This is a genomic window from Exiguobacterium sp. MH3, assembly GCF_000496635.1.
In the GTDB taxonomy this organism is placed as follows: domain Bacteria; phylum Bacillota; class Bacilli; order Exiguobacteriales; family Exiguobacteriaceae; genus Exiguobacterium_A; species Exiguobacterium_A indicum.
The window spans coordinates 2,592,855-2,619,012 of record NC_022794.1; the positions used below are offsets into that span (position 1 = coordinate 2,592,855).

At 46.3% G+C, this 26,158-nt stretch carries 20 protein-coding genes and 1 riboswitch; of the genes, 11 read left to right on the forward strand and 9 right to left on the reverse strand.

Annotated features, from left to right (window positions below):
* Positions 1-44: 44 nt before the first annotated feature.
* Positions 45-392 carry an iron-sulfur cluster biosynthesis family protein gene (locus U719_RS13595; protein WP_023469355.1) on the forward strand — a complete coding sequence of 116 codons (348 nt, stop codon included), beginning with the start codon at positions 45-47 and terminating at the stop codon, positions 390-392.
* A 230-nt stretch (positions 393-622) separates the two neighbouring features.
* Here the strand turns inward: U719_RS13595 and U719_RS13600 are convergent, their stop codons facing one another.
* The 3 genes from U719_RS13600 to U719_RS13610 all read right to left on the reverse strand — a co-directional run bounded on the left by U719_RS13600 (position 623) and on the right by U719_RS13610 (position 4,134).
* Positions 623-2,665 (reverse strand): bifunctional diguanylate cyclase/phosphodiesterase, encoded by a 2,043-nt coding sequence (locus U719_RS13600; protein ID WP_023469356.1) that lies wholly within the window; start codon positions 2,663-2,665, stop codon positions 623-625.
* A gap of 187 nt (positions 2,666-2,852) precedes the next feature.
* Positions 2,853-3,590, reverse strand: coding sequence for an anti-sigma factor domain-containing protein (locus tag U719_RS13605; protein WP_023469357.1), 738 nt, complete (start codon positions 3,588-3,590; stop codon positions 2,853-2,855).
* Positions 3,571-4,134 carry an RNA polymerase sigma factor gene (locus tag U719_RS13610; protein WP_023469358.1) on the reverse strand — a complete coding sequence of 188 codons (564 nt, stop codon included), beginning with the start codon at positions 4,132-4,134 and terminating at the stop codon, positions 3,571-3,573. Before U719_RS13610 ends, U719_RS13605 begins: the two co-directional genes overlap by 20 nt.
* Before the next feature lie 227 nt (positions 4,135-4,361).
* Between U719_RS13610 and U719_RS13615 the strand changes: the two genes are divergently transcribed.
* The gene (locus U719_RS13615; RefSeq protein ID WP_023469359.1) at positions 4,362-4,625 is read left to right on the forward strand and encodes a metal-sensitive transcriptional regulator; all 264 of its coding nucleotides are present in this window, start codon (positions 4,362-4,364) and stop codon (positions 4,623-4,625) included.
* Positions 4,626-4,720: 95 nt separating this feature from the next.
* On the opposite strand, the gene U719_RS13620 is transcribed toward U719_RS13615, so the two are convergent.
* A complete protein-coding gene (locus U719_RS13620) occupies positions 4,721-6,928 on the reverse strand; it encodes a phosphodiester glycosidase family protein (protein ID WP_023469360.1) in 2,208 nt (735 codons plus the stop codon).
* A 175-nt stretch (positions 6,929-7,103) separates the two neighbouring features.
* Here U719_RS13620 and U719_RS13625 point away from each other — a divergent pair, with 175 nt between their 5' ends.
* Together U719_RS13625 and U719_RS13630 are read left to right on the forward strand one after the other, a co-directional pair.
* On the forward strand, positions 7,104-7,910 hold the full coding sequence (locus U719_RS13625) for an SMP-30/gluconolactonase/LRE family protein (RefSeq protein WP_023469361.1): 807 nt from the start codon (positions 7,104-7,106) through the stop codon (positions 7,908-7,910).
* Positions 7,911-8,037: 127 nt separating this feature from the next.
* A complete protein-coding gene (locus U719_RS13630; RefSeq protein ID WP_023469362.1) occupies positions 8,038-8,766 on the forward strand; it encodes an MBL fold metallo-hydrolase in 729 nt (242 codons plus the stop codon).
* Positions 8,767-8,840: 74 nt separating this feature from the next.
* On the opposite strand, the gene U719_RS13635 is transcribed toward U719_RS13630, so the two are convergent.
* Positions 8,841-10,451 (reverse strand): alpha-glucosidase, encoded by a 1,611-nt coding sequence (locus U719_RS13635; protein ID WP_023469363.1) that lies wholly within the window; start codon positions 10,449-10,451, stop codon positions 8,841-8,843.
* A gap of 148 nt (positions 10,452-10,599) precedes the next feature.
* Here U719_RS13635 and U719_RS13640 point away from each other — a divergent pair, with 148 nt between their 5' ends.
* The 4 genes from U719_RS13640 (at position 10,600) to U719_RS13655 (ending at position 14,551) form a co-directional block, all read left to right on the forward strand.
* Positions 10,600-11,787, forward strand: coding sequence for an aminotransferase class I/II-fold pyridoxal phosphate-dependent enzyme (locus tag U719_RS13640; RefSeq protein ID WP_023469364.1), 1,188 nt, complete (start codon positions 10,600-10,602; stop codon positions 11,785-11,787).
* A 62-nt stretch (positions 11,788-11,849) separates the two neighbouring features.
* Positions 11,850-11,955, forward strand: a riboswitch (SAM riboswitch).
* 84 nt (positions 11,956-12,039) lie between these two features.
* The gene (locus U719_RS13645; RefSeq protein WP_023469365.1) at positions 12,040-13,053 is read left to right on the forward strand and encodes a methionine ABC transporter ATP-binding protein; all 1,014 of its coding nucleotides are present in this window, start codon (positions 12,040-12,042) and stop codon (positions 13,051-13,053) included.
* Positions 13,043-13,708 (forward strand): methionine ABC transporter permease, encoded by a 666-nt coding sequence (locus tag U719_RS13650; protein WP_023469366.1) that lies wholly within the window; start codon positions 13,043-13,045, stop codon positions 13,706-13,708. Before U719_RS13645 ends, U719_RS13650 begins: the two co-directional genes overlap by 11 nt.
* 27 nt (positions 13,709-13,735) lie before the next feature.
* Positions 13,736-14,551 (forward strand): MetQ/NlpA family ABC transporter substrate-binding protein, encoded by an 816-nt coding sequence (locus U719_RS13655; protein WP_023469367.1) that lies wholly within the window; start codon positions 13,736-13,738, stop codon positions 14,549-14,551.
* A gap of 59 nt (positions 14,552-14,610) precedes the next feature.
* On the opposite strand, the gene U719_RS13660 is transcribed toward U719_RS13655, so the two are convergent.
* Positions 14,611-15,111 (reverse strand): GNAT family N-acetyltransferase, encoded by a 501-nt coding sequence (locus U719_RS13660; protein ID WP_023469368.1) that lies wholly within the window; start codon positions 15,109-15,111, stop codon positions 14,611-14,613.
* A gap of 85 nt (positions 15,112-15,196) precedes the next feature.
* Positions 15,197-16,075 (reverse strand): CAP domain-containing protein, encoded by an 879-nt coding sequence (locus tag U719_RS13665; protein WP_023469369.1) that lies wholly within the window; start codon positions 16,073-16,075, stop codon positions 15,197-15,199.
* Positions 16,076-16,423: 348 nt separating this feature from the next.
* Here U719_RS13665 and U719_RS13670 point away from each other — a divergent pair, with 348 nt between their 5' ends.
* Positions 16,424-16,780 carry a hypothetical protein gene (locus U719_RS13670; RefSeq protein ID WP_023469370.1) on the forward strand — a complete coding sequence of 119 codons (357 nt, stop codon included), beginning with the start codon at positions 16,424-16,426 and terminating at the stop codon, positions 16,778-16,780.
* A gap of 12 nt (positions 16,781-16,792) precedes the next feature.
* Here U719_RS13670 and U719_RS13675 read toward each other — a convergent pair whose 3' ends face one another.
* A complete protein-coding gene (locus U719_RS13675; RefSeq protein ID WP_023469371.1) occupies positions 16,793-19,543 on the reverse strand; it encodes an FN3 associated domain-containing protein in 2,751 nt (916 codons plus the stop codon).
* 129 nt (positions 19,544-19,672) lie between these two features.
* Complete coding sequence (locus U719_RS13680) at positions 19,673-19,852, reverse strand: hypothetical protein (protein ID WP_035396111.1); 180 nt, start codon at positions 19,850-19,852, stop codon at positions 19,673-19,675.
* A gap of 601 nt (positions 19,853-20,453) precedes the next feature.
* On the opposite strand from U719_RS13680, the gene U719_RS13685 reads away from it, so the two are divergent.
* Together U719_RS13685 and U719_RS13690 are read left to right on the forward strand one after the other, a co-directional pair.
* Positions 20,454-22,484 carry a thioredoxin domain-containing protein gene (locus tag U719_RS13685; protein ID WP_023469372.1) on the forward strand — a complete coding sequence of 677 codons (2,031 nt, stop codon included), beginning with the start codon at positions 20,454-20,456 and terminating at the stop codon, positions 22,482-22,484.
* Between the two features lie 200 nt (positions 22,485-22,684).
* Positions 22,685-26,056 (forward strand): SH3 domain-containing protein, encoded by a 3,372-nt coding sequence (locus tag U719_RS13690; RefSeq protein ID WP_023469373.1) that lies wholly within the window; start codon positions 22,685-22,687, stop codon positions 26,054-26,056.
* The last annotated feature ends 102 nt before the right edge of the window (positions 26,057-26,158 follow it).

Genomic DNA, 26,158 nt, shown 5'->3' on the forward strand with positions numbered 1-26,158 from the left:
TTCTCGTTCAAACGGCGTATAATAAAGGAAAGGAGTGAATGACCATGAACATTACATTTACACCGTCTGCTCAGGAGCGAATCCGCCAATTACGCGGTGAAGTATCCGGTCTACTGCATCTCTATTACGATACAGAGGGTTGTGGTTGCGGAAACTCTGGTATTTTCAGTATTCGCATCGTCGATGAAGCGACATCCGAAGACATGACGATTGATTCAAACGTCGGTCCCGTTCTCGTCAAGCGGTGGTCGAGTCATTTCCTCGATCAAGAAATGACACTCGATTACAACGCGGAGAAAAAAGCGCTCATCCTAAAAAGTGATGGCCAATACTTCAATACGAATGTGCTCGTGACGGATCAAACAGGCTGCGTCCTGACGGTTCGTTCATAAGCGCAAATGAAAAAGGCAACTTCCGTCGTGGAAGTTGCCTTTGTTTGTGTTCGAACAGACAGGTGCTGCGTCGAAAGCTAGATGGTCTGAGTATGATTGAATGTACTAGATGTCTGTCTGCGTCGTGCACGAGCTGGTAATATCCCAGCGCTTTGCGTCCCCCCAGACGTCGCATGCATCATCCTCGCATGCTTATCTAGTATACGAACGAAAGTCATGTTTGGATTGCCTTATCCGACATTTAGAACGGTCTCTTCGATCGCTTGCTGATTTAAATCCTTCACATGCATCGGTCTACTATAGTAATAGCCTTGTCCATAATCACAACCGAGGCGTTTCAAGAAGAGATGCTGTTCGAGCGTTTCGACACCTTCTGCGACGACTTCGATCCCAAGACTCTTCGCAAGCTGGATGATCATTTCCGTAATCGCTGTTCCCCGTTCGTCATGTGGGACTTCATCGATGAACGACTTGTCGATTTTTAAGATATCGATCGGCAAATGCTTCAAGTGCGTTAGCGACGATAGACCCGTTCCAAAATCATCGAGAGCGATTGTCAGACTAAGCTGTTTCAATTCACCAAGCATCGTCATCGCCCGGTCCAGATTCTCCATAACGGACGTTTCCGTTATTTCGAGTTGTAGTTGCAATTCACTTCCGTTCTTCAAGGAATGATGAACGATTTCTTTAATCATCATATTATGCGACTCCGATCGGAAATGCATCGCGGATAAGTTCACCGAGACTTGGCGAATGAAATAATCTTCTTTCTTCCAAATCTCCATCTGTGCAACGGTCTCCTTCAACACCCACTCGGTCAAACGATGAATTAAACTATACTTTTCAGCAAGTGGAATGAATTCCGCCGGTGAGATGAAACCGAACTTCGGATGATTCCAGCGAATTAGAACTTCCGCCTGATCCACCTTGCCTGTCGCGAGTGCGATCTTCGGTTGGTAGACGAGAGCGAACTCCTTGAAATCCGTCATCGCCCGGCGTAAGGAACCGACGATCAATTGCTCTCTTTTGTCGGAATGCAGGGAATCATCGTACACGATGAATCGATCTCTTCCTTCGTTTTTGCCGACCCGGAGAGCACTTTCCATTTGACCAATTCGCATTTCTAACGTTTCTCCCATATCCGGTAAGATGACACCCATCGTTGCTGTCAAATGGATTGGTTGATCATCTAAGTGAATCGGTTGTCGAATATCTTCTAAAATTTGTTCGAAAGTACGAAGTAATGCATCAGTAGGTACTTTTTTGATAAGAAAAAACTGCGTTCCATTATAACGAATACATGCTTCATCTTCCGATAAGGACGCACGCATCCGATCTGCAAACTCACGAATGACGGCATCTCCTTTATCAAAACCAAACGTATCATTGACCCATTTGTACCCGTCCAGGTCAAGTATAGCCATCGCCATCTCGTCTTTAGACTTTCCGTAATGCGCATCTACTTTTATCATATGGTGATCTAACCATCTACGGTTATGCAAACCGGTCAAATGATCAGTATATGCCATCATCTGTAAGGCACGTCGTTCTAAATGAATATAGAGTCCAGCGATTAAGATCAAAATCAAAAATACCGGAATGGCTACATCGTTTAAAATATTCGATGTAATAGGACCATCACCAATACGTCCTGCTTGATCAATCGGGATACAAAAAGATGTTCCTAACATACCTACATAATGCATGGAAGAGATAGCAAAGCCCATTACAATCGCAATGGGAATAAGAATTCTTTTCTTATCAACATGTCGTAGACGATGTAAGAGTAACAAGGCAACATATGCTACAGTGATCGCAATTAGGATGGATAGAGCGAACAACCCTGTTTCATAACGAATCGCGCCACCAAAATCCATTGCCATCATCCCAAGATAATGCATCATCGCAATACCTACGCCCATCAAAGAACCTGCTAAAATGACTTTGTTTCGTGTAATCGCTGATGAGTAGAGTAGATAAAAGGCGATGAAGGCAGCTAAAATAGCTGGAATGACGGATAAGAACATTAAAATCCAGTCATAACGAACCGTGACGGGTAAAGCGAAAGCACCCATACCAACGAAATGCATCCCCCAAATCGATAGTCCCATCGTCAAAGAAGATAAGAATAACGCTCGTTTTTTCAAAGAAGTCGCCTTAGCCAAACGTCGATTTAATTCAAGCGATCCATACGATCCAATGATCGCGACGAGTACCGACAGTACAACTAAGCCCACTTCATAGTGCTTTGTTAAAATAATCCATTCATTCATTGTATGTGGCCTCTCCTTATAGAACTGACTTTCTTCTTAGTATCGACGGTTATGAAGTATATTTTCAGTCGAAACTTGCATTTCATGCGATTTAATTGATATTTTCTATTTTTTAGTCTTTTTTTCTTAATGTAAAACGCACAAAAAAACGAATTCGTCGTAGACGAATCCGTTCGTATTTTTTAAGTTAAAGTGCAACTGAGGCCACGATTTCTCCCGTAGGTTTCGCTAAATCCGGCTCTGGTTCGACAGTGATTGCTACAGCATCGACGTCACCATTACCTTTGAGTTGAAATACCGCTGCTGCTTCGCCGTCTTTTTCAATAATACCGTTCGCAGTCGGTGTCTCACCTTTGATGGTCCATAATTGATACAATTCTCCTTTTTTCAATGGAGGCAGATCTTTCAATTGAACGAGCATATACGACTTATCGTTTTGTGTAAATACCATGCTTGATCCCTTGATCGACTCGTTGCTTTCAAAGTTTCCCATTCCTTTAATTTCATCCATCGCCAGTGTTTCCGGTGTATCTGTACTTTCTTCCTGTGACAAAAAGTAGGCATTCGCACCAAGTGAAAGAATAAGGGCGGCAGCAATGCTCATCAACCAGCCAAGTGGGACACTCTTTTTCTTCGTTTGTTGCTGACGTGCTTGTTTAATGTCTACTGGAGTAGTCATCGGTTCTTCTTTAGGAGACTCCGTCTCTGTTGAACCAAGAACTTCTCCAAGAATACGTGCTTTCATTCCTACAGGAACAGGACGCTCCGGAAGCGATTCAGCGATGGGAAGCATGAGTCCTTCCATTTCTAAAAGTGCTTCGCGACATTCTTCGCACGTCGCAAGATGCGCTTCGAACGCGTCGCGATCTGCTGAAGAGAGTGTTCCATTGAAGTAATTGATCAAGTCATGACAACGTTCTTCCATCTCGTTCCCTCCCATCTAATCGTTTTCTTAATGCTTGAATCGCACTTCTGATACGTGTTTTGACTGTTCCGAGTGGTAAGTCAAGTTGATCTGCGATTTGTTGTTGCGTTAGTCCCTGAAAATAGACTAGTTCGATCAAATCCTGTTGTTCTGATTTTAGTTCACTTACGGCGCCCCGCACTTCCGCTGCAGTTTCGCGTTGCATGACGGTCCGCTCAACAGGTTCATCATATCCGCCATCTCGTTCTTCAACTTCAATCGTCGGTTGTCGTTTTTCACGACGTAAACAATCAAGAGCCGCATTACGCGTGATCGTCAAAATCCAAGATGAAAACTTTCCTTTTTGTGTATCAAAATCAACACGACCATTCCAAATTTTCATCCATACTTCTTGAATGACTTCTTCAGACAATCGATCATTATTCGTAAAGCGATAGGCGAATGAAAATAACAATCGCTCGTACTTCTCATACAAAGTCTCGAGTGCCTGTTCATCACCGCTACGCATCAGATGATAAAGCGATTCATCGGATTGAGTATGCATCCTTTTCCTCCTCCTGATATCAGCTTCATCATATAGTATACGAGAGCTAACACCAAATCGTTTTAGTTTTCATCAATTTTCTAAGTAAATTCCTCACCACATCCATATTCCCTGATTTCAAGAAAAGTATATCTTAAAATTCGATAGAATTGACAGTAATACCGTTATGGGCATAGCATAAAGGTATTACTCAGACGTTAGTTCTACTATGAAACGGAGGAACATATATGGATTATGATCGCAAAATGAAAAATCGCGTCAGCCGAATCGAAGGGCAATTACGTGGTATCCTTCGTATGATGGAAGAAGGGCAAGACTGTCGAGATGTCATTACTCAACTTTCCGCTGCTCGCTCCGCGATTGATCGTACGATTGGTGTCGTCGTAAGCTCCAATTTAATTGAGTGCGTAAAAGACGCCGAACAAAATGGTGACGGTCAGACAGAAGAGCTTGTGAAGGAAGCTGTAAATCTTCTTGTCAAAAGTCGCTAATTACTATAAACCACCCGTCAGAGTAATTTTTATCTGATAAAAAAAACAGGGTCAAGATTTCATTGAAATCCGATTCCCTGTTTTTTTTTTTAGGTTTAGTATAAAACTTTGAGTTGATCCAAGTACACCTTACTCTTAATGGTTGTTCCTTTTTTCGATGTATCCGTTTCAACAAAATACAACGATTCGATTTTAAGAGGTGTTGGCCACGTCGGATCGAGTGTCGCTTGTACCGTTTTAAATCCTTTCCAATCTACCTTCTTGACGAAATCCACGACATGTCGATTTCCTGCAGCATCTTTGACTTCTGAGCGAAGCCAAGGCGCGCGTCCATCTCCATACACATCCATCGTCAATGCACGGGCAGGAGAAGGAATGATCCATGATGCTTTTTTAATGTACATGGCTCCGTTTTGTTTCTTCCACCCTGAATAATCGTATGTCATTTCAAGTGATTGTTTGCCACTGGATTTCTGTAAGGAACTGAGACGGACAGCATAACTCGAAACATAAGGAGATTTCGCTTCGTAGACTCCCTGTTCGAAGGAATCGATGACTTCCTCTTTTTTCATAGCAGAGACGGTGACCGGTAGTCGAACCGTCTTCCCTCCAGATGAGACAGTTAGTTCTGTCTTCCCGATTTTCTTTGCAAGAATATTCCCTTTTGTAATCGATGCGGTCGCTCCGTTTGCAACCTGGTAATTGAGTTGCGAAGCAGGGATTACGACACGTCGTCCGTTTAGCCATCCTTCTGATGAAATAGCGAGGCGTTGTCCTACTTTTAACAAGATCGGACGCCCTCCATTGACTGTAAGACCGGTCAAGCGATTCGTGACTGGAATCGATACGGTTCGTTTAGCACGATCAACTTGCATCGTACCTGTCCATTTTCCAGGAGTCAGCGGTGCCGTGACTTGTAAGCCTTTGACACCTGTCCCTTTCCAAATAATCGATTTCTTCGTTGCATCTACAGGCTGTCCATTTGCATCCGTCAGCTTTAATCCAAATCCACCTTTTTCACCTACATATAATTCTTTAGGGGCAGTCAATAAAATCGTCGTCGCTACATTCGATGGAACATAATGAGTGGCTAATATTAAACCGTTCGTAATAGAGCGACTTCTTCCATCTGCCGGTACGTTCGCTGTTTTAGGTAAAAACTCTCCAGCGCGTCTGACCATTATCTCTGTCGATCCCCCACCATCAAATGCGAGGGCCGACGTTACACCTAAACGCTTCATTTGCTCCACTGCCTCAAGCATCGTAATCCCTTTTGAATCAAGACGAGCTTGATCCACCGTAATAATTTGAACTGTCCCGTTTGATGTTGCACCGATAAGTGTCCGCGCCTTACGAGCGAGCATCAAAAAGCGGTCATGGTTCAATGCTAGGCTGTCTAAACTATATCCAACTCCATTTTGAATCAACCAGTTATATCCGGATACAGCTTCTTGAATATCGTTACGCATTTGAAGATTCGATAATTGAACTAGATTTAATTGTGTTGATAACAGACCATTTGATTTTTCTTCTGCTGCTTTCACAAGTGCGAGTAGTGCCGCTTTTTGTTTTCCGAGACCGACGAGGACAACTCCAGCATCGGGTAAGCGAATTTCTTTACGGAATGTCGTATCTACCGATTCAACGGTCCATTGATAGTTCTTCCCGAGTGTAAACGCCGATGTCGCGGTTCCTTTTAAATAGACGATAGCAATTTCTTTTTTCATCGTTTCTGACGGCTCAATTAGCTTCAGCATTTTTGAAGCATGATGAGCTGAACTAAAGATACCGATTCGATTCGCTAAGTTCTCGTTACGGTTAACTGAGTGGATCGTTACCCGCTTCGTATCAGTCGTCGCAGATCCGATGATACCGAACGACCCGATCTCTGGTTTCCCTTGTCCGTTGATCATGAATGATGGGAATTTTGTCGCAGAATCTTTTACACTATGACTAACCAGTACTTGATTTTGCTGAATTTGAAGTCCAATCGGTAACCCCGAAGCTACTCGATACATATCGGCATTGATCGCTGTTACGACACGACCCCCGCTCGCTGTCACGCGACTAACTTGAGAAGGTAAAGATTCTGTTGCTAATACACGATCTCGTCCTTTCGTCGTCATCCAGTAGTTACCGGTATCGGGCTGAACCGTTATATGTCGAAATAACTGTGGTGTACCCGAAAGTGTTTCTGATTTTGTCGTATAGGTCACACCTTTTGAAATCGTTTCTGCCTGAGTGGTAGAGACAGATTGAAAAAGACAAAAAGTTGTTAATAAAATACAAATTTTCTTGAACATAACACACCTCCGTTATATATTATGCCTTTTTTAGTAAATAAATGACATAATTAATTTAGGAGAGGTTTATTTTTATTCATAACAGGTATAGAAAGTAGTTAACTGATTCCTTTTAAGCCACATATGTTGCAATCAACATATGAATCTATTCATACATGATGTAGGAGGCCTTTTCATGAGTGTATCTGTATTTATTGATGTCGCGTGTAAGACAGGTGAATCTCCTGTCTACGACGCGAAAACAAAACGCTTTTATTTTGTCGACATTCCGAATCAACTTCTTTTTTCATATGACCTTGCCACAGAAGCACTCAAGCCGTACACGTTACCAAGCGCCATCACATCAATTGCCTTGACGGACGCTCCAGACTTATTACGTGTCACGGCTGAACACGGATTTGGGACGTTTGATCTCAAGGAAGGTCATCTGTCTCTTGAGCATCAACTGTCACTGCCCGATTCCGACCGAATGAATGACGGAAAGCTCGATCCGACTGGACAATATGTCGCTGGTAGCATTAATGAAGAAGACGGTAAGACTGCTGGATTGTTCCGTCTGCGTCATGACGGTTCCATCGATGTCTTGCACGAAGACTTGACGAACTCGAATGGACTCGTCTGGTCAGAAGATGGCAAGACGCTCTATCACATCGATACACCGACAAAAAAAGTCTATGCCTTTGACTACGCTCCGGACGCACCACTTTCCAATAAACGTGTCGCCGTTGACCTTGAAGAAGAAGAAGGGTTCCCGGATGGTATGACGAAGGACGCGGAAGGTCATGCTTGGATCGCGCATTATGCTGGATCATGCATCACCCGTTGGAATCTTGCGACTGGTGAAAAACTCGATCATGTCGACTTCCCTGTTTCGAATCCGACGTGCCCGATTTTCTATGAAGATCGATTGCTCGTCACGACGGCTGCCGACGGAGATGATGCACCACATGCCGGTGCCGTCTTCGCTGTGACATTTGAATGATTCATAGAAGAGGGATCATCTTTTTACAGGTGATGCCTCTTTTTCCACATAATGCGTCTAGACGCATCTAAAAAAACAGACGATACTAAAGAAGAAAACTATTCATTTTTTTGAAGGAGTGAAGCCGATGCGTGTCACGACAATCGAACGTTTACACCAACTGCAGACGACCCCATCCTTTTTCCCGGTCAACTGCTACCTGTTTGAAGAAGCAGACAGTTTGACATTGATTGATGCCGGCCTCGGGATCAACGCAAAGGCGCTCTATCACTATATTCGAAAGCAAGAGAAACCGCTTGGTGCAATCATCCTGACTCATGCGCATGCCGATCATGTCGGTTCGCTTGATTTCCTTGCGAACGCCTTTCCTCTCGCTCAAGTCTGTATCAGTTATCGCGATGCTGCATTGCTCAGTGGGGACGAGACGCTACGCGAAGGCGAAACGACACCTTTAAAAGGTGGTATTCCGAAAAACATCAAAACACGTCCGGATCGCTTGCTCGAGAGTGGTCAACAAGTCGGAAGTCTCAGTGTCATCGCCTCACCCGGTCATACACCTGGTTCGATCTCACTTTGGCATGAAGGAAGCCGGACGTTGATCGCCGGAGATGCTTTTCAGACGCAAGGAGGACTCGCCGTCTCCGGTGACGTCCGCTGGCAATTCCCGTTCCCTGCACTCGCAACATGGGATCCGGACGTCGCCCTTCGCTCGGCTGATCAACTGACGGAACTGTCTCCGGATATACTCGCTGTCGGACATGGTCCGCTCTTTCTCGGACCGAGTTACGAGATGCGCCAAGCCGTCGATCGATTCTCTCACGTCTTACAGACGAAAAAAACATCACCTTTCAAGTAATGTACGCATATGAAAAAACATCCGCGAACGTGTTCCTGACATGTCCGCGGATGTTTTTCTTTTCAACAGACGACTCACGTCTGTTCTGTAACAGTATAACGATAGACGCGTGCTTCGTAAGGACGCAAGATATCCGGGCTACCCGGATAGTTTGATATGAGCAACTTTTCCTGTGGTAAGACGAGGGCGGTCTGCATCGGTTCATCATGTACGTTGAGGACGATCCGCCAGACTTCTCCCTCTAATTCCCGCTCATAGATATAGAGATACGGATCATGAAGCGCTAAGTCTCGGTATGTACCGTAGACCATAATCGGATGATCCTTTCGCATCTGAATCAGCGACTTGTAAAAAGCAAGCACGGACGATGGATCTGCTTCTGCCTGCGCGACATTGATGTCCGTATAATTCGGATTGACCGCTAACCATGGTTTACCACTCGTAAAGCCAGCTGCATGTGTATCGTCCCACTGCATCGGTGTACGGGAATTATCGCGCGCAAGTAACTGCATCGATGAGAGCACGACCTCTGGGTCCTCTCCGCCAGCGACGCGCTCCGCGTATCGATTCCGAAAGGCGACGTCCTGATAAAGCGACGGATCCGAGAAGCGAATCCCCGTCATCCCGATCTCTTCTCCTTGATACACGTATGGAATGCCCGGTAACGTATGCAACATCAAACCGAGTAGTTTCGCACTCTCAACCCGGTATCGTTCACTGCCGAAGCGCGTCACTTGTCGTGTATGATCATGGTTGTTGAGGAACTGTGAATTGACACCTAATGGGTATAAGACGTCGTACCAGCGTTTTTGAATCTCCTTGAATCGTAAGAGATCCATCGCTTCCATGTCGTCCGCGATTTCGAAGTGAAACAGTGTCCGGAGTTCTTTTCGTTCGTCACTGACATATAACAGTCCATCTTCTGGACCGACGAACGGAATCTCACCGACTGTAAACAAGTCTTTACCAGCGAGAACATTCGCATGCATCTCCTGCAAGAAGTCATGCACACCTGGCTGATTCCCAAGGTACGAGAGATCAAACGGATTGGCGACATCCTCGAACGACCGTTTTTTGATCAAGTTGATGACATCCATCCGGAAGCCGTCGATCCCTTGAGCAATCCACCAGTTCATCATATCGTAGATTGCTTGCCTCACAGCTGGGTGCTCCCAGTTCAAGTCCGGTTGTTCTTTGGCGAAGGAATGAAAATAATACTGCCCGCGCTCTTCACTCCACGTCCACGGACTTGGCGCAAAGTACGAGCGCCAGTTGTTCGGAGGCGTCTCTTTCGTGCCGTCTTTCCAGATGTACCAGTCATCCTTATCGTTGATCCGCTCACATGACTGACGGAACCAGGCATGCTGGTCACTCGTATGGTTCACGACTAAATCGAGAATGATCTTTAATCCACGGGCATGAGCAGCCGTGATCAACTCCTGGAGATCTCCCATCGTTCCCGCTTTTTTCATGATCTCGTAATAATCGGCAATATCATAGCCGTTATCGACGTCCGGGGAACGATAACATGGATTCAGCCACACGACATCGACACCAAGTGAAGCGATGTAATCAAGCTTCTCGATGACACCTCTTAAATCACCGATCCCATCCCCGTTCGAATCTTTAAAGCTACGCCAGTAGACTTGATAGACGACTGCCTCTTTCCAGTTAGCTCGCTTCATCTTCCCACTCCTCTCCCTACTCTTTATTCCCGCTCCACTTATCTGTACCTGTTTATCCGACAATTTTTTTAAATTTCGAAAAAGTTCTTTTCTTTTGACTGAATATTCGTTATCCTTGACGACAATACCACGAAGGAGGCATTCATCCATGAAACATTTCGCTCCATCCATCGCCATTGATCGGCTTCCTGCTCCCGTCTTCGCTGAACTTGCGAACCGAATCGGTGCTGTAAAAGCTGCCGGACATGATGTCATCACACTTGGTCAAGGAACACCCGACCAAACGACGCCTGTACATATTCTCGATGCCTTAAAACAAGCCATCGACGAGCCAACGAACCTTCAATATCCACCATTTCGTGGACATGATTTTCTAAAACAAGCTGTCGCAAACTTTTACGCGACTGAATTCGGTGTCACGATCGATCCGGCAACGGAAGTCGCGATTCTCCTCGGCAGTAAAGCCGGAATCGTCGCCTTACCGCAGACGATCGTCAACCCTGGAGAAGGTGTCATCGTCCCGGATCCAGGATACCCGGATTACCTGTCTGGTGCAGCACTTGCTGGCGCTTACCCGATTACGCTTCCGTTGCTCGAGAAAAATGATTTCTTGCCGGATTATGACTTACTTGATACGACGGACGTTGAGCGTGCCCGGATGTTGTTCCTCAACTACCCGAGTAATCCGACGGGTGCGACCGCGACGGCAGAAGCCTTCGAACAGACAGTCGCTTTCGCCGATGCCCATGATATCTGTGTCGTTCATGACTTAGCATACGGCGGTATCAGTTTCGATGGTCCGACGCGAAGTTTCTTGCAGACGGAAGGGGCAAAAGACGTCGGAATCGAGCTATTCTCACTCTCAAAACGCTTCAACATGTCCGGCTTCCGGATTGCCTTTGCCATCGGAAATCCGTCCGTCATCTCAAGCATCGAAACGTACCAAGAACATCTCTACGTCAGTGCCTTCACACCGATTCAGCATGCGGCGACCGTCGCCCTCACGAGTGACCAGACGTGCGTCCGTGAGTTAAGTCGCTTGTATGAAACACGACGCGATGCGTTGTTCGCAAAACTTGATGCAATCGGCTGGAGTGGACCACGCCCGGGCGGTTCCTTCTTCGTCTGGCTTCCTGTTCCTGAAGGTTACACGTCCCAGAGCTTCACCGATCATCTACTTGACGAAGCGCACGTCGCTGTGACCCCTGGATCCTTCTTCGGCGAACACGGTGAAGGCTACGTCCGGATCAGCTTGATTGCTGACGTCGAACGTCTAGAAGAAGCCGTCGATCGAATCGGAACGCTCAACCTATTCCGGACACCTGTTGCGGAATAATTCTGAAAAAACATTTGACAGATGGGAATCATTTCCGTTAAAGTAAATCCCAACAGCATAACTACTTATCGAGAGCGACCGAGGGATTAGGCCCAACGACGTCCGGCAACCACCTGTAAGGAACGGTGCCACATCCTACAGAATGATTTTCATTCTGAGAGATAAGTTACGAAATCTTACACTTTCGTCGCTTTTTTCTGGTTGCTCTGCTACTAGGAAAAAGCGACTTTTTTTGTATGAGGAGATGAGCGGATGATTGAATTCAAACACATTACAAAACGGTTCGTCCGAGACCGGACCCCGATTTTTGCCTTACGGGATGTCGATTTGACGATCCAAAAAGGAGAAATCTTCGGAATCATTGGCGAGTCTGGTGCCGGTAAAAGTACGTTGCTTCGCCTAATCAATGGGCTCGAGCATCCGACACAAGGAACCGTCAAGGTCGACGGTGTCTCGCTTGGCGGGATGTCAAAAGCAGATTTGCGTCAACTTCGCTTGCGGACAGGAATGATCTTTCAGCATTTCCAATTGATCCAGTCGCGCAACGTCGCGGATAACATCGCTTTTGCGCTCAAGGCCGCTGGCGTCAAACGAGCAGATTTCCCGGAGCGGATTCGCGAACTCGTCTCGCTCGTCGGACTTGAAGGATTTGAGACGAACTTCCCGAGTCAATTAAGCGGTGGGCAGAAACAGCGCGTCGGGATTGCCCGGGCACTCGCAAACAATCCGACCGTCTTGTTATGTGATGAAGCGACATCCGCTCTTGACCCCGTTACGACACTACAGATCCTTGAACTGCTGAAGGATTTGAATGAACGACTCGGGTTGACGATCGTCCTCATCACGCATGAGATTGATGTCGTCAAACAGATTTGCCATCGTGTCGCGGTCATGTCACAAGGTGAAGTCGTTGAAGTCGCCTCAACCTATGACTTGTTCAGTCAAGCTAAGCATCCGGTGACGCAACATTATGTCGATACGGCACTACAAATCGAATTGCCGGAACGCATTTTACAGGCAACCCCAGGCAAGATCATCCGCTTGCAGTTCACGGGCGAAAAGACCGGTGAGAGTACGTTATCAGAAGCGATCCGCCGTTACGATATCTCAGTCAGTATCTTGCACGGCAAGGTCGACTACATTCAAGACGTCGCCTTCGGTGTCCTCATTGTCAGCTTGACGGGATCATCCAATCAAATCGCTCTTGCCCTCGACTGGCTCGCGACGGAACTTCATGCACTCGAGGTGATTCAGGATGTGGCTTGATCGTATTCAAACGATGTTACCTGAGCTCTTGAAGGCACTCGGCGAGACAGCATGGATGGTCGGAATTTCACTTGCTTTCGCATTGGTCGTCGGGATTCCGCTCGGAATTCTCTTGTTCGTCACCGACCGCGGATTATTTTTTCAAAACCTTGCCGTCCGCCGTGTTCTTGACTTCGTCGTCAACATCGTCCGGTCGCTACCGTTCATCATCTTGCTGGTTGCCCTCATTCCGTTGACGAAGTTCTTACTCGACAATACAATCGGTCCGACGGCAGCGTCCGTCAGCCTTAGTGTCGCAGCGATTCCGTTTCTCGCACGCCTTGTCGAAACATCACTCCGCGAGATTCCGCCTGGTTTGATTGAAGCAGCGGAAGCCTGTGGGGCGAAACCATTGCGGATCATCGTCAGTGTCCTCTTACCGGAAGCACTCCCTGGCATCATTCAGGGCATCACATTAACGACGATCAGCTTGATTGGCTTCTCAGCGATGGCTGGTATCGTCGGCGGCGGTGGTGTCGGTGACCTCGCGATCCGTTTCGGTTACTATCGCTACGATAATCTCATCATGATCGTGACGATCGTCGTGCTCATCGTCATCGTTCAAAGTATTCAAGCACTTGGCAATCAACTGGCGCGAAAAACAGATAAACGCTAATCACACATACAAAGGGAGAGTGGAATCATGAAAAAACGATATGCCTTTTTAGCAACAGCCTTACTCGGTGCAGGAGTCCTCGCAGGATGTGGAGACAGCAGCGCTGATGAAAAAAACAAGACGATCAAGATCGGGGCGACGAGCGGTCCGTATAGCGACATGGTCAAACAAGCGATTCAGCCACAACTCGAAAAGAAAGGCTATAAAGTCGAAATCGTCGAGTTCAGCGATTACATTCAACCGAACATCGCCCTCGGTAGCGGCAATATCGACGCCAACTTGTTCCAACACTCGATCTATCTAAAAACGTTTTCTAAAGAAAAGAATCTCGACTTAAAAGGACTGATCACGGTTCCGACAGCACCGATGGGACTATACAGTAAAACAGCGAAGACACTTGACGACGTCAAGACAGGTGCTGAAGTCGCGACGCCGAATGATCCGACGAACCAAGCACGGGCACTGAACTTGCTTGCGGAACAAGGGTGGATTGAACTCAAGCCGGATGCTGATCCTCTGACCGTTTCAGAAAAAGATATCGTCAAGAATCCGAAGAAACTCGTCATCAAACCACTCGAAGCGGCTCAACTGCCACGCGCTGTCGAAAGTGTCGATATCTCAGCCGTTCCAGGGAACTTCGCACTTGCTGCGAAATTCGACTTACTTGATGCGTTAGCACTTGAGACGATGGACGAACAATACCGGAACCTCGTCGCTGTCCAAACGAAAGATGCGGACAAACAAGTCGCAAAAGACTTAAAAGCAGCCGTCGAATCGGACGCCTTCAATGAAGTTATCGAAAAATCATTCAAAGGCTTCAGCAAGCCTGAATGGGCAAACTGATGTAAAAAACGACCGGAATTCAAGGAGAGATCATCTCTTTGAATTCCGGTCGTTTGGTGTTAGAACCGATACCACATCAGTTCTTCATCATGATAGGTATCATCGATTTTCAGCGCCCGTGGTTCAATCGCGTATGATTCAAAACCAAGCGACCGATACAACGCTTTAGCAGCTTCGTTCGTCCGGACGATCGAGAGATGGACTTGCTCAATTACAGGATGCTGCTTTAATGTACGTAATGCCTCTTCTACAAGGTGTCGTCCGACCTGTTGTTTTCGGGCGCGTGGCGTGACGTACATCGCAAATACATTCGCTCGATGTCGCATCTTGAACGGCTCGGAGCAGACGATAGTGACGACACCGACGAGTTCATTTTCATGAAACGCACCAAACGTCATCGACTGTTCGCTTTCAAGACGAGTTGCGTACCGTTCGACGGATCGATCTTTTTCTGATTCATAATCAGAGCCAAATGCCTCAGGATGGTTTCGTAAGGCTTCTAATCGCAACGCTTTATAGAGTACTGCATCTTCTGGATTCAATCGACGGATTTCCAACATCCCCACCTCCTGCCTTTAGTGTAAAACACATCGCTTCATGAAAAAGAGGACGACATCGTGAAATATCGTCCTCCATTTTTCTATTTTAAGGTGTTCGGAAATTAATCGTGAAGTATGGCGCGTTACTCCGGAAAGCCACACCGATGTCAGCTTGTTTGTACTCTTTTTTCAAAATATTTTCTCGGTGCCCTTTTGAATTCATTAAGCCCCAATGTGATGCAAAGACATTCGGATAGCCCATTGATAGATTTTCACCAGCATAGCTGAACCTGATTCCTTCACGCTTCATCCGGTCGAACGGATCACGCCCTTGCGGATCCGTATGTGCGAAGAAATTATTCTTCGCCATATTTTCGCTATGACCGCGTGTCACTGGCTTCAGTGCCGTATACGGAGCCAACGGATTTAACTTGTAGTCAGCCCGTTCCCAGTTCATCAATCGTAGCATCAGCTTCTCATCCGTCGTTCGTAACGCATTCGAAGCCGTACCATAGAAACCCTTTTTCTTCGCTTCGACGTCTTTCGGAATCGACAGTGTCGCTTTCACCTTATTCCCATCATGTTGGTCGAAGAAATAGGTGACGTAATTCCCCTTCTTCTCATAGACGGCTGCATGATCCAGGTTCAACATGTAGTTCGTGTTGCCTTTACGGTAGGACTTCACTGCGGTCCATCCTTTTTTCTTCAGCGATGATTCCGTATCCTTGTTCAAGACTGCCCCTTGCGTTGTTATACCATTTTTAAATCGGTACTTTCCGTATTCCTTACCGTCCTTCGTCAACGATACGAATTCTTCGCTGGACGTTCGCCTGACTTCCCAGTCGTAACCTGGATATTCACTGCTATATCGATCAATCAGCTTGCCGCCACTTTTCGGATAATCGGCTTCTGCCTGTTCCATTGGAATGTTCTCGTAGCCGAAAAAAGCTACTGCTGCTACTCCGACGATCAACCATTTTTTCATATCTTCGTTTCGCCTCCTTTAATCATTACCTTTATTTTAAAAGAAAATGATTCTTTCGAACAGTCATTGGCTCTTAATTGTCTAAATCACATTTTCCGTTCACAAATTAGACACGTTTTATGAGAACGTTCTCATATTATTAAAATGCTTTCGTTAAGAGGATTCTTAAAAGTATTTAGTACATATACTAAACCATCTTTCCCTTTTCTTAAAATGTGTGAACATTCTTTTATTTCATCATTCGAGATTTTTGATTGCTCTCGGAATTCTTACTCGGTATCATTAGAATTCGTAAGCCAAACTTTCAATGCTTTTCCAAATAACATAATGAAATGAAGGAGTTGACCTATGGTTTTACTGTATTTCATTTATGAGTCCATCGCCTTTTTACCGATTCAGCAATATTTATTTTCTGGATGGATGATTCTCGTCGTGTTGACGGTTTCATTCAGTTTAGCGAATGCACACGAAGATGTACGATTGAATCAACGACTCGGTTTTGAGTTACTCGTTCCTGGTTCTGGTATGTTGCTTTGCAAACAATTCATTCCTGGTCTCGCCATTATCCTATTTTTGATCATGGTACACTTCACGTATATGTTCCGCGTCATCCCTCTTCCTGTCGCGTTAATCTCGACACTTTCGATTAGCACACTTTCTTTTCTTTCTCTCTTTTTCTCGTCACGCAAAAAAGCGGACCGTTAAGTCCGCTTTTCATCATTGATATTTCGTTGTTTCTTTCAAACGATAGAAATGAGAAAGTTCTAACCAAATCGTTTTTCCTTTTTTCGTCTTCACTTGAATATATGGTCGATCTTGCGATACACGCAGTGCGAGCAACTCACCTTGTTGCTCTCCAGTTGTTCCGCTCGCTTTTAACCAATGACGACCTAATTTCCATTCGAGGAAGATATGTTTTCCTTTTTGAACGGCACGCCATTTTCCGATTTCTGCGATGCCTTTGACCGGAACGGCTGTCTCTGCACCTTGAATCGAGATGATCGCCGGATCGTGGTCACTCGCGCTACCGTCTGCTTCCATATACTCCGAGTTGATGTTGACGATATCAGAAGACGTATAACGTTTTAAGTTGTTCGAGATCAAGATGTGATCGAGCACTTGAGCATTTCCGTTATAGACGTAAGAGTATCGCTCGGATTCTGGAAGATCATCGACTGTATTCCAGAGGTTTTTCCCTTTCAGGATATTTAGCGTTTCTGAGAACTGGAAGTCGTTCAAGTCACCGAGAACGACGACGTTCGAGTCTTTGACTTCCGTTTTCAATTCAGAGACGAAATCTTGGACGATGTTCGCGATCGCATGACGCTGGACTTCACTCTTACGTACGACCGGTTGGTTCTTACCGAAGTCAGCTCCGTCGCCACCTTTTGAGTTGAAGTGGTTGACGATGACGTGATACGAATCACCGTTGAAGAGGAATTCCGCGACGAGTGGTTTTCGAGAACTGGCGAAGTTCGGATCCGTCGGCTGGATGCGACCCGGGTTTTTCGTCAGCTTGCCGTTCTCCACCGCAACAGCTTCCGTTGCACCACCTTTTTCACCTGGTGCGAGCGATACACGCGCCGGGTTGTAAAGGAATCCGACACGGATGTTTCCACCCGGCTGTCCACCGTCTTTCTTATCTTCAGGCGCGATGTCCGTATAGGCATAGCGGACACCTGTTTTTGCTTCGATTGCTGCAATCAATGTCTCGAATGATTTTGATGCGTCGACTGTTCCGCTATCCGTCGCACCATCATTATCCTGCATTTCTGTCAAACCGACGATGTCCGGCGTCTTCAGGAATGTCGCGATGCCTTCTGAGACACGATCGACTTTTCCAGTGTCTGCCGTTGAGGCGAAGTTCTCGACGTTGTACGAAGCAACCGTCAAGCGTGATTCCCCCGTCTTGATGTTCGTCGGTTGACGCTCCACTTCGCTCGTGACGAGTTTCGGAAGGTCCGCTGCTTTGGCGAGTACTTTATAGGCCGAATAGTTATAGCTCATGACGCCTTCGATTGTTCCATCGAATGTATCACCAGCTTTCGCACGGTACGACGAGCTGCCCATCTCGACAAAGAGACGTTCTGGGTTGACATTATCCTTCGTCAGGATTGGTGTGCCACGTTTTGTGTAGACCTTGTTTGCGTCTGTTTGTGTCCGAACTGGGATTGTTCGGTTTGCTTGCGGCCCTGTGACGATTGCGTTCGGTAAAGCGACACGCATACCTTCTAAGCTTTCGTATAAATCGATCGCATCTTCTTTTGGATCAAACTGCGCGAAGGAATCATTGTCGACGACTTGCGTCGGAATCAAGACCCCTTTATCACCAAGAACGATACTTGCTGGTAAGCCTTCATTAAGCGCCCCCTTCACGAGATTGACCGTACTGATTTCCGTGACAGCAAGGTCTGTATCTGCTTTATCGCTGTATCCGCCAAGTAACCACTCTTTGACATATCCTGTCGTCGCGATCTGTTGTCCAACAGCAGCACCATGGTTTTTCGCATAGACTAGAATCCCTTCCGATGTCCGGCTGTCATGATCCGGATTCGGATCTTGCATGTAGAAGTTGTTCGCATCGACGACGTACGTGACGACACCTGTCGTTCGGACGAGTTGATCTGCGTAAGGCGACGTATGCGCAATACCTTGGATGTTGCTGATTTTCGTGATTGGTGGTGCGATATAGTACTTGAATGTCGAAACCGCTGACGTTTTACCGTCCTTGACGGCAACTGCTTGAATCGTCACTTCATCGTTGATTGTAATCGGTGACGTGTACACCGGACTGTCGACAGTTGGTGTCGTGCCATCGACCGTATAATGAATCGTTCCTTCACCTGATAATGTCACTTGATCTCCACGTTCAACTTCACCGACTGGAGAAGCTGTAGGTGCTGCAAGAACGTCGCCCGCTTCTGTCTGATGACTGCCGAGATTCGTCAGTGTATCGACCGGGAAGCTCGTCCACTGTGATGGTTCGTACGTTTTAGCACCAGACGTGACGCCGGCATTCCGGACGAGTGTCGTATCTTTTGCGAAATCCGTTGATGAACCGAGTGGTCCGATGATATCAAGAACAACATCACCCTTTTTCAGTGCGATGGGATCATTTCCGTTAAAGTTCAATGATCCCGTCGTCAATTGTGCTTTTGCTTTGATGTCCGCATTCGCACTCGAATTCGCGATGACGAACGTCTTCCCTGGATCCACTTTCCCCGATAGTGTGATTTTTGCTTCTGACGGTCCACCGTTCGTATATTGAACGAGTGTATAGTCTGCTAAATCAATGATTTGCCCCGACCCATTGTATAGCTCGATTGCCTTATTATTACTTGTTCCTTCTATGTATTCAGACAAGATGACGCCTTCGCCTTCTGCCCCGACAAGACCCGCTTGTGGAAGGATTCCTGCTGTTAATACTCCGGCCAATGCCCACTTTCCAAACGTACTGCCGTATTTCATGATGAGACCCCCTATTGAATTTTCTGACACTTCTTCATAATATCAGATTATATTCTCAATAGTGTATATTTTTCGTAAAAAAAGATACCATCCTTCGTAAATGAAAGAAATGGTATCGCTTACAACTTTTTATTGTTCGTCTTTGTGACTTTCGTACCATTTTTCAGCTTGCGATGTCGCGATCGGAATGGCGCGTCCCTCTTCATAGCCGTCTTTTAATAACGCGTTCGCGATTTCGATCGCTTTCTTTCGAAGCGGCGGATCAAAGTTCTTGAATGACTCCGGATAGTCGTTCTCATTCCATGGCATGTCGTCACCCCCCTTCTTTCAGCATTACCCGAAAAAAGGCAAAAAAAAAACGCCTCATCAGCGTGTCGTTGTTTTTGGTTGTCATGAGAATCGAGGATTACAGGTGATCAAAACACCTGAAACGACGAAAGCCCTACCTCTCTTTCGTTGTTACGGCTCCTTGGCCGCGCCAGCTGAATCAAGCATTTTAGCAAGAATCGTGATGCGTCTGCAACGGACGCATGATACTGGGATTTTTAGAAATAGCTCGGGAATGAGCGGAAAAGTATCGATTGGAAGGTTTATCTTGCTGGGTCAACTTCTCCTCGTAGTATGAAGAAGGACAAAATAAAAGCGATGACTTATGTCTGACTCATTTGTCAGTAGCGGTCTAAAAATCCTGACCTGTCGATTTAATTGTATGATATGGATTGAAGATTCTCACATGAGTGATCATCCCCGATTCATGACTTGTATTAATCTATCACACTTTCTTTTATAAAGTCAATCTTTCTTTTAAAAAATCGTTTTCTTCTGTCTCAGAATTGAAGTTGCACCTGCCGTAAAAGCCGAGTATCGTGAAGAGGACTCATTACTATAGAAGAAACGAGGGAAATCCATCATGTCGAATCGACTTATCCATGAAACGAGTCCCTACCTATTGCAACACGCTCATCAGCCTGTCGATTGGTACCCGTGGGGCGAAGACGCCTTCACTGCCGCTCGAGAAAGCGGCAAGCCGATCTTTTTATCGATTGGTTATTCGACGTGCCATTGGTGCCATGTGCTGTCTCATGAGAGCTTCGAAGATGAAGAAACGGCACGACTCTTGAACGAACGCTACATCGCAATCAAGGTCGACCGGGAAGAACGTCCTGACATCGACCATGTCTACATGACGGCGGCTCAAGTCATGAACGGACAAGGTGGCTGGCCACTGAGCGTCTTCATGACAGCGGACCAGCAACCATTTTACATCGGCACGTATTTTCCGAAGACGCCTCAGTTCAACCGCCCGAGTTTTCGTCAGGTGACGCTTCAGCTCAGCGAGCAATTCCGCCGTTCACCAGAAAAAATCGCACAAGTCGGTCAGAACATGTCGCAAACGCTTCGCGACGTATTGCAGCCTACGACGTCTACCCATACTTGGAATGAATCCATCATTCACGAGACCTTTGATCAAGCGATGCGCCAATTTGACCGTCAACACGGTGGATTCGGCGAGGCACCGAAGTTTCCGTCGCCAGCCCTGCTTCGTTTCTTGCTTGATTATTATCAATTCGCGGAAGACGAAACAGCGCTCCATATGGTCATGCGGTCACTGATTGCGATGCGTGACGGCGGGATGACGGATCAAGTCGGCTACGGTCTGTTCCGCTATACGGTCGATGCCGAGTGGCAGATTCCTCATTTCGAGAAGATGCTGTACGACAATTCTTGGTTTGCAACCCTATGTATCGAGACGTACCAAGTGACCGGACAAATACGCTTCCGACGTTACGCGGAAGAAGTACTGACATTCGTAGAGCGTGAGTTGTCTGCACCGGACGGCACCTTCTACGCCGCCTTGGATGCGGATAGTGAAGGAGGCGAAGGACATTATTATACGTTCACGGCTTCTGAACTGACCGACTTACTCGGACCAGACGCGCTGTTCCCGCGCTTTTACCATGCCTCCCAGTCCGGGAACTTCGAAGGAAGGAATGTCTTTTACCGGACAGGACAAACACTCGAGATGTTCGCACGTGAAATCCACTTGTCACCTGCTGAGACAGCAGCGCAACTCGAACGCGAGCGACAAATTCTTCTTCGTGCGCGAAGTGAACGCCCGCGACCATTTTGTGATGATAAGCGCCTGACATCGTGGAACGCGATGATGATCTCGACGTTCGCTAAAGCCGGTCGTGTCTTTGGTGAACCGCATTATACACGTGTCGCCACGCGTGCGATGACATCACTCGAGCGATTCGTCCGCACGGAGAATCACCTTGCTGTTCATTACCGAGATGGACAAGCGACCGGTCACGGTTTCCTCGATGACTATGCGTACTTGATCGATGCACATCTTGAACTATTCCAATCAACACGACGGGCGCTTCATCTAAAGGAAGCTTTAGCATTCGCAGATGTGCTGCAGGACCAGTTTCAAACAGCAGATGGTTATTTTTATCTGACTTCGTCACGCTCCGATGAGCTACTCGTTCGCCCACTCGATCTGTATGATGGCGTCACACCTGCTGGAAATAGTATTGCCTTAAACGCTTTCTTCACGCTTAGTCGTCTGACCGGGCGTCTCGTTTATCAGGAAAGTGCCGAACGGGCGCTCACAGCTTTAATCGAAGAAGTCGAGCAACAACCGACCGGATTTGCCTCCCTTGTCAGTACCTTCACCTACCGGCAGATGGAACCGAAGGAATTGATTATCTTGATTCCAGAAGACGTAGACATCCCGGTCGAAATCGAGCAACTGCAACAGTTACGCTTACCGGAAGTTGCGTTGTTAATTGGTACGAAGCGTGACCTTTTGCCGCACGTCTCTTTGCTCGCGGATTATCCAGAACCAGAAGAGCCAACGGCGTATCTCTGTCATGATTTTACTTGTGAACGCCCGACGACGAATTTAACAGAAATCCTCGCACGTCTCACTATCTGATCCTATTCCCTCTTGTTTAAACAAACAGGAGGGTTTTTCAAAAAACTAAATCCCTTTTTTCAAAAAAACCCAATATTTTCTTCATAAAAATCCGATATGGTCGATAGTAGGAATAGGCATAAGTACGTACACCTTAGACCAGACATCCTAGAAGCCGATTCCGTCCGCTTGGACGAATATCTACTAGGAGGAAAGATACTTTGAATACGACATCCATCTCGAAACCTTTGAAGGTGTTCGCGAGTCTTCTTATCGTGTTTAGCATCATTCTATCATCTCTACCGATAGTGAACGCAGCAACAACGAAAGTAACGGCTTATCGTCTATCGGCAGATACGGATCTGTATGATAAGACGACATCTTCACGGAAACGCTTGTTGACGATCAAGACCGGAACGGTCGTTTCATCCGCATATGATGCCGGAAGCTACAAAAAAGTAACAGATGGCGGAAAAACGGGATATGTCGCTTCAAAATATTTAGTGTTGTATGAGAAAAAGCAAACGATCTCTGGACAACGCTATATCGTCTCTACGAATACGGCGATTAAAAATGCGGCACGCACGACAGCAACGACAATTGGTACCTTGCAAAGTAAAGATGTGTATTATACGACACAACGGATTACCGATCCATACGGCAAAACGTGGTATCGCCTGAACTACGCAGGAAAAACAGGATATGTCCTATCTGGTGCCACTCCTGTTTCCTATCAGAAGATTGCGAACGAAACATCACGTACGACGGATACCTACACGCTACATACTTATGCAGGAACGGGTTATCCAAAAGTCGAATCGATTCCAGTTGGGACAAACGTTGAAGTAGTCGGAAAAATCGACGGCTGGTATAGCGTTCGTCACGGCAAAAATAGTGGATACATGCACCGTGACGCTTTTTTACAAGTCTCTAAACAAAGTGTCAAAACGATTCCTACTACACGTGTTCTCTTGAAGAAATCCGTCGAAATCAAAGCATCTGCCTCTTCGACGAGTAAAACGATTGCTTCTTTAAAAACAGGCGATGCGTATTACACGACGACACTTGCAACGGATTCTCGAGGTAGCACGTGGCACAAAATTAAAAAAGACGGTCAAACCGGTTATCTTTTAGCGAATCAAGGAACGATCGTGAATTATGAAAGCCTGAAGAACGTCTCTTTCGTCACAACAGCTAAAACGACACTTCGCTCTTATGCAGGCAGTTCGTATGCAGGAATCAAGTCGATTCCGGCCGGTGCAAAACCGCTCGTCTCTGGTCGAATCGGTACATGGTATCGTGTCACGTACGATGGTGTAACAGGATATGCGTCGGCTTCGACGTTTAAGACAGCAGCCCTCGTCCAAACCATTTCAGGTACACGTTTCGCCGTCACATCATCCACCGATATCTTAGTCGCTCCTGAAGCAGATGCGTTTAAAATCGCTACGCTTCAAGAGGGTGATATCTATTACACGACACGTCTCGTCACACTTGGTTCTAAAAAATGGTATCAGATCAAAAAAGACGGAAAGACCGGTTACATCGCTTACGGAACAGGAGAAAAAGTCTCCTATCAAGCGGATGCCGTGACGATGAAAACAACCGACGCTACAGGATTAAAGTCTTATGCTGGCGTATCTTACGCTTCCATCAAGTCTATCCCAAGCGGTACGAAGGTATCCGTAACAGGGGCTATCAATGAGTGGTACCGTGTGACGTATGCAGGAAAAATCGGATATGTTCATCAGGATGATTTGAACGAATATATCGTAACGTCTACGATCTCAGCAGCGCGTTATGTATTAAATACATCCATCGACGTCAAAACGACGTATCAGGCGGATGCCGATACATGGAAGACGCTAAAAAGCGGAGATGTCTATTACACGACGCGCCTTGTCACGAACGGTCACGGTCAGTCGTGGCATCGTATTTCAGTAGACGGGAAAACAGGATATATCCGAGCGAATCAAGGAAGTCCGATTTCATACCGTAAGATTTCAGCCCATCGCTATAAGACGGTACAAACGACTTCTCTGAAGTCATATGCTGGTCCGACATACAGCGAAGTCTCATCGCTTACGAAAGGAACAGTCGTACAAGTGAATGGTTCAATCGGGACATGGATGAACGTAAGTGTTAATGGAAAAACAGGGTATATCGATGGCTCTCTTTTAACACCTTATACAGAAACGAAAAAGATTAGTGGCGCTCGTTTCCTCGCGAACGAGAACTTAATCATTCGAAATTCACCTTTAGAAGAAGCAACAGCACTTACGACACTAGCTAAAGGAAACGTCTACTACACGACTTCACTGATTACGTCACATACGAATAAACAGTGGCATAAAGTAACGATCAATGGAAAAACAGGGTATGTCGATACGAACGCATCTACAAGTAAGATTGACTATGTATCGAAAGATTCGTTATACGTCCGAGCTACAAGTCCTACTCCACTTCGCTCGTATGTCGGAAGTTCCTATCAAGTCGTGACGACGATTCCTTCGAACGTCGTCGTCAACGTCACCGGACAAATCGGCCAATGGTATAAGATTTCCTATCAAGGTAAATCAGGCTATGCGTATAATGGAACACTTGTAACGACATCTTCAAAACTAAATGTCTACAACTCCATTGCGACACCGTATACATTTGATAACTTCATCAGCACTCAAATGAAGTTAAATCCTTCACCTCAAACCGATTTGTATAAAAATAAGATGATGTATGTCAGCTCGATGTATGTTCGATTCGGTGGATTAGAAGACCCAGTCAATGGTACACTCGCGACCGTATCGTCAACGACACCACTCAACATCCGATCGGGTGCGGCGACGGATAGCCATATTTATGGACAATTCCAGCCGAAACAGATGATTAAGGTCTATCAACGAATCGGTGATTTCTATACGACGTATCCGCGTGTTTACACGTCTTCCACTGGATACTGGACACTCGGTTGGTTGAATGCACTCGAGTCCGATGTCCGGAACGTCGCTGACCCATTAAAAGTCAGCCGCTCTTCAAAGGAATTCTTCCAATTCCTTGATTTATCGAAGACGACAGGCGCATCTGCCGCAACATTAGATAAGATCATCAGTACAAAAGGCATCTTTGGTAAATGTACGACTGGAAGCTGTGGACAAGCATTCATCGACGCTGGTACAGCCTTTTCCGTCAACGAAATCTACTTGATCTCCCACGCGCTACTTGAGACAGGAAATGGAACGTCAACTTTAGCGAATGGAGTCATGTGGAATGGAAAAATGGTCTACAACATGTACGGCATCGGTGCTATCGATTCAGATCCAATCAACGGTGGAGCAAGAACAGCTTACGAAAAAGGATGGTTCACACCGGAAGCAGCCATCATGGGTGGAGCCGAATTTATTGGAACCCAATATATTCACCATGCATACAATCAAAACACACTCTATAAAATGCGCTGGAACCCAATGAATCCTGGTCGTCATCAATATGCGACAGACATGGGATGGGCAGCGAAACAAACGACTCGCATCTATGATTTATATCAACAAATGGATAGCTATACAGCTGTCTTCGATATTCCAGTCTTCGCTCGTTGAGGAAACGATGAAGCCGAGTCTTTAAATCATTGAAATGATTCCAACAAAAAAAGGAAAGACCGTTCTGGTGACTTCACTGGAACGGTCTTTCCTTTTTGATTG

Bases quoted from the DNA above. Each gene is read 5' to 3' on its own strand.
- U719_RS13680 (WP_035396111.1), bottom strand. From the start codon at position 19,852: ATGCCATGGAATGAGAACGACTATCCGGAGTCATTCAAGAACTTTGAT.
- U719_RS13625 (WP_023469361.1), top strand. From the start codon at position 7,104: ATGAGTGTATCTGTATTTATTGATGTCGCGTGTAAGACAGGTGAATCT.
- U719_RS13620 (WP_023469360.1), bottom strand. From the start codon at position 6,928: ATGTTCAAGAAAATTTGTATTTTATTAACAACTTTTTGTCTTTTTCAA.
- U719_RS13675 (WP_023469371.1), bottom strand. From the start codon at position 19,543: ATGAAATACGGCAGTACGTTTGGAAAGTGGGCATTGGCCGGAGTATTA.
- U719_RS13615 (WP_023469359.1), top strand. From the start codon at position 4,362: ATGGATTATGATCGCAAAATGAAAAATCGCGTCAGCCGAATCGAAGGG.
- U719_RS13610 (WP_023469358.1), bottom strand. From the start codon at position 4,134: ATGCATACTCAATCCGATGAATCGCTTTATCATCTGATGCGTAGCGGT.
- U719_RS13595 (WP_023469355.1), top strand. From the start codon at position 45: ATGAACATTACATTTACACCGTCTGCTCAGGAGCGAATCCGCCAATTA.
- U719_RS13685 (WP_023469372.1), top strand. From the start codon at position 20,454: ATGTCGAATCGACTTATCCATGAAACGAGTCCCTACCTATTGCAACAC.
- U719_RS13650 (WP_023469366.1), top strand. From the start codon at position 13,043: ATGTGGCTTGATCGTATTCAAACGATGTTACCTGAGCTCTTGAAGGCA.
- U719_RS13660 (WP_023469368.1), bottom strand. From the start codon at position 15,111: ATGTTGGAAATCCGTCGATTGAATCCAGAAGATGCAGTACTCTATAAA.
- U719_RS13665 (WP_023469369.1), bottom strand. From the start codon at position 16,075: ATGAAAAAATGGTTGATCGTCGGAGTAGCAGCAGTAGCTTTTTTCGGC.
- U719_RS13645 (WP_023469365.1), top strand. From the start codon at position 12,040: ATGATTGAATTCAAACACATTACAAAACGGTTCGTCCGAGACCGGACC.
- U719_RS13655 (WP_023469367.1), top strand. From the start codon at position 13,736: ATGAAAAAACGATATGCCTTTTTAGCAACAGCCTTACTCGGTGCAGGA.
- U719_RS13670 (WP_023469370.1), top strand. From the start codon at position 16,424: ATGGTTTTACTGTATTTCATTTATGAGTCCATCGCCTTTTTACCGATT.
- U719_RS13640 (WP_023469364.1), top strand. From the start codon at position 10,600: ATGAAACATTTCGCTCCATCCATCGCCATTGATCGGCTTCCTGCTCCC.
- U719_RS13635 (WP_023469363.1), bottom strand. From the start codon at position 10,451: ATGAAGCGAGCTAACTGGAAAGAGGCAGTCGTCTATCAAGTCTACTGG.
- U719_RS13600 (WP_023469356.1), bottom strand. From the start codon at position 2,665: ATGAATGAATGGATTATTTTAACAAAGCACTATGAAGTGGGCTTAGTT.
- U719_RS13630 (WP_023469362.1), top strand. From the start codon at position 8,038: ATGCGTGTCACGACAATCGAACGTTTACACCAACTGCAGACGACCCCA.
- U719_RS13605 (WP_023469357.1), bottom strand. From the start codon at position 3,590: ATGGAAGAACGTTGTCATGACTTGATCAATTACTTCAATGGAACACTC.